3 protein-coding genes are annotated in these 3,110 nt (G+C 46.3%); all 3 read left to right on the top strand.

The window, feature by feature from the left end:
• Window positions 1–252: 252 nt before the first annotated feature.
• Window positions 253–1,014, top strand: a complete 762-nt coding sequence (locus QUA13_RS32045; RefSeq protein ID WP_333150476.1) for a ParA family protein — start codon at window positions 253–255, stop codon at window positions 1,012–1,014.
• The gene (locus QUA13_RS32040; RefSeq protein WP_333205072.1) at window positions 1,004–1,930 is read left to right on the top strand and encodes a ParB/RepB/Spo0J family partition protein; all 927 of its coding nucleotides are present in this window, start codon (window positions 1,004–1,006) and stop codon (window positions 1,928–1,930) included. Before QUA13_RS32045 ends, QUA13_RS32040 begins: the two co-directional genes overlap by 11 nt.
• A 751-nt stretch (window positions 1,931–2,681) precedes the next feature.
• On the top strand, window positions 2,682–3,110 hold a 429-nt coding region (locus QUA13_RS32035), incomplete at its 3' end, for a hypothetical protein (protein WP_333205070.1).

The following is a 3,110-nucleotide window of genomic DNA, read 5'->3' as shown; positions in this document are numbered from 1 at the left end:
CTTTGTTTTATCAGATTGATGCTCAAACGACTTGCTGCTCCAGTTACCCCCTAAAAAGATCTCAAATGGGTTCTATATGAGAGTATAACTATAGTTTTTCTACAAAACGGTCTGGGGATAGTGACGGTTCATGCCTAAAGCGCAGACATTCCCACACTTCAACAAGAGTGCAAATATGCTTACAGTTTTAACCGCCGCCTCCTTTTGCACGCAAGATGGGAACTATGGTGGCACGTTACCGGAGGGCAAGTCATGACAAAGATAATCTCGCTGTTCAACCAAGCCGGTGGTGTGGGGAAAACCACGATCGCGCTCAATCTCGGCTACCACCTCTCTAAGCGAGGCCGCAAGGTTCTTCTTATCGATATCGATCCTCAAGGTTCTCTAACGCTCTTCATGGGGGTTGACTCTCAGAATTTGGATAAAACTGTGTTTGATGCCATTGTCAATGAGGAACCTATGTCCATCCACACGGGCATTCACGGTATGGATTTGGCTCCTACCAACATCAACCTTAGCGCGGCTGAAATTCAACTGGTTAACATGGATTTTCGGGAAGTTCGCCTCAAGGATGCGATCGCCCCAATTCAAAACAACTACGACTTCATCCTCATAGATTGCCCTCCCAGTTTAGGGTTGCTCAGCTACATCAGCCTGGTAGCCGCTACTCACGTCTTAGTTCCCGTTGAGACTCACTATAAAGCCTTTGAGGGCACCAACCTCCTGTTGCAAACAGTAGCGAGAATCAGAAAGAAAGGAAACCGCTCTTTGCAGATAGCTGGTTTTGTTCCCTCCCGCTATGCTGCTGCCAACTCTCAGGACAAGCGGACTCTCAAGGCTATGAGCGAACAGTTTACGACCTTCGGCCCCGTTTACACTCCCATCCCGCGCATAACTGCTTTTGCGGATGCTTCCGAGAAACAAGTCCCGCTTGCTGTTTACGAACCTAAAAATCCCGTTGTCAAAATATTAGACCAGCTAGCAGCCAAGATGGAGAAACTCAATGTCAAGTAAGAATGACCAGCCCTATAAAGGTAAGGCAAATTTGAGCGTTTTGTTTGGAGATGATGAAGTAGCAGAACCAACGGCAGAAAAACTGCTCTCGATTGAGTCTATAAAGCTTCCATCCTCTCAACCTCGCCGATACTTCGACTCCCAAGCAATGCAGGCTTTGGTTGAGTCAGTAAAAACTGATGGAATTCTCCAACCTTTATTAGTTCGTCCTTTGGGAGAGGATAAATACGAGCTAGTAGCTGGCGAAAGGCGGTATAGAGCTGCTAGAGAAGTGGGATTGACAGAAGTCCCTGCGATCGTTCGGGACTTGACCCAACAGCAAGCTCTGCGCGTCGCATTAGTTGAGAACCTCCAGCGGGAAGACCTCAACCCAGTCGAAGAAACGGAGGGTATCTTGCAACTGCTCTCCCATCATCTTGAATACGATCTAGAAGAGGTGGTGCGGCTGCTCTACCGGATGCAAAATGACGTACAGAGGATGAATGATAACGTTATCATTCATCATGAAACGCAGATAGTCATCAAGGTTTTTAGCGAATTGGGGCGGATGTCGTGGGAGTCTTTCGTCAGCAACAGACTGGGACTGCTGAAGCTGCCGACAGACATCCAAGAAGCCCTGCGCCGGGGTCAGATCGAGTACACCAAGGCGCGAGCGATCGCCAAAGTTAAAGACGAGCAGGCAAGAAAGTCGCTTCTAGAAGCCGCGATCGCTGAAGGTCTATCTTTAACTCAGATTAAAGAACGCATCGCGGATTTAAAGGCAGGTACTTCGGGACAAGAACCGGAAGAGAATCTGAAAACCCAAATAAAGGGAGCTTTAACAAAAGCGAACAAGTCCAAAGCTTGGAGCGATCCAAAGAAGCAGAAGCGCCTCCAAAAAATCCTAACAGAGCTAGAATCTCTCTTAGCAGATTAGAAAAAGTAAGGGCGATAGCGCATCCACCTAATCGCTACAACCGGAGTCTAGACAATAATTTTAGCCATTGAAGGTGATGGTTGTGCCCCTTCACAGGCAGAAGTGAGAAGACACTTATGATCAGTTAAATATCCGGCTTCTAGCTTCTGCCTTCATACTTCGGTCTTCGGATGTCTTCTGCGTTTGTTTTGTAAGACTAAGAAGCATTCTTGGTGCAAGTCATTGTACAACCGGACTCCTAAAAACTTATTCAGGACTAGGCGCAATTGTCACAATTAGTAAGGTGCGTCAGATATCTAAACCCTCAATAATCGTTCGATCGATTTACCTGACGCACCCTACAACTTGATTTTAGTATGCCAGTTGCGTCCAGTCCTGCGATTGTTATTTGGGTTTGTTTCTAGCTTAACGCGCGATCGCGCTGCGTGCAGGGCTTGATATTATTTCTGCGCTGGCTGTTCAGAGGCAAAGTTTAAGTTTTTGTGACGGATGCCCTGTTAATCGAGAGGACATTATTTTTTGGCGATCGGTCTGATGCAGGCGATCGCGCGCGGGACGGCACAATTATTTATGTAAAAATAAAAGTCGCGCTAATAACAATTCTAACCCACAGTGGCAGTGAATGAGAAATTAGCTTTGCGACAGTGAATGAGAAATCAGCTTTTAGGTAGAACTCGCTCAAGCTTGGCAGTTGATAGGTTGGAGACAGGAGATGAAATCGAAAAAAGCCAACTAAAACCAAGTTTTGCTTATGTTGACAGTTATGCCACAAACTCACACTCTTTCAAACCGCAGCCGACTTTCACCATCGTCAAAGTATCAAACCCTGTTAGACTGTTTTTTGGCAGATTTTCAAAAGTCGCTAAATGCTTTTGCCCGCGCTTGGAACAAGTACCAGCCCAACGATTCGCTCTCAAACGACAGAAAACAAGACTTAGATTGGCTTGAATCGATGCTGCAAGAGTACAAGATTTCCATCCACACTTCAACTAACAGCCAAGCGTTTTGGAGAGGTTGCAAGGATGGAAAACATAGCAGGAGAACAATTTGTGACTTCCACTCGCCAATGGTCGCACAAACCTTACTCAAAGCGATCGCGAATCCAAAACAACAGTCCGGACAGTTTTTTGGGGTGAGTGGCGAGGAAAGCTATCCAAGGCTTAAAGTACAGTCATACATA

It is taken from the genome of Microcoleus sp. S28C3, from assembly GCF_036700785.1.
GTDB lineage: Bacteria > Cyanobacteriota > Cyanobacteriia > Cyanobacteriales > Microcoleaceae > Microcoleus > Microcoleus asticus.
Note: the sequence above shows the minus strand (reverse complement) of the source record. Positions and strands in the feature narration are given on the sequence as shown.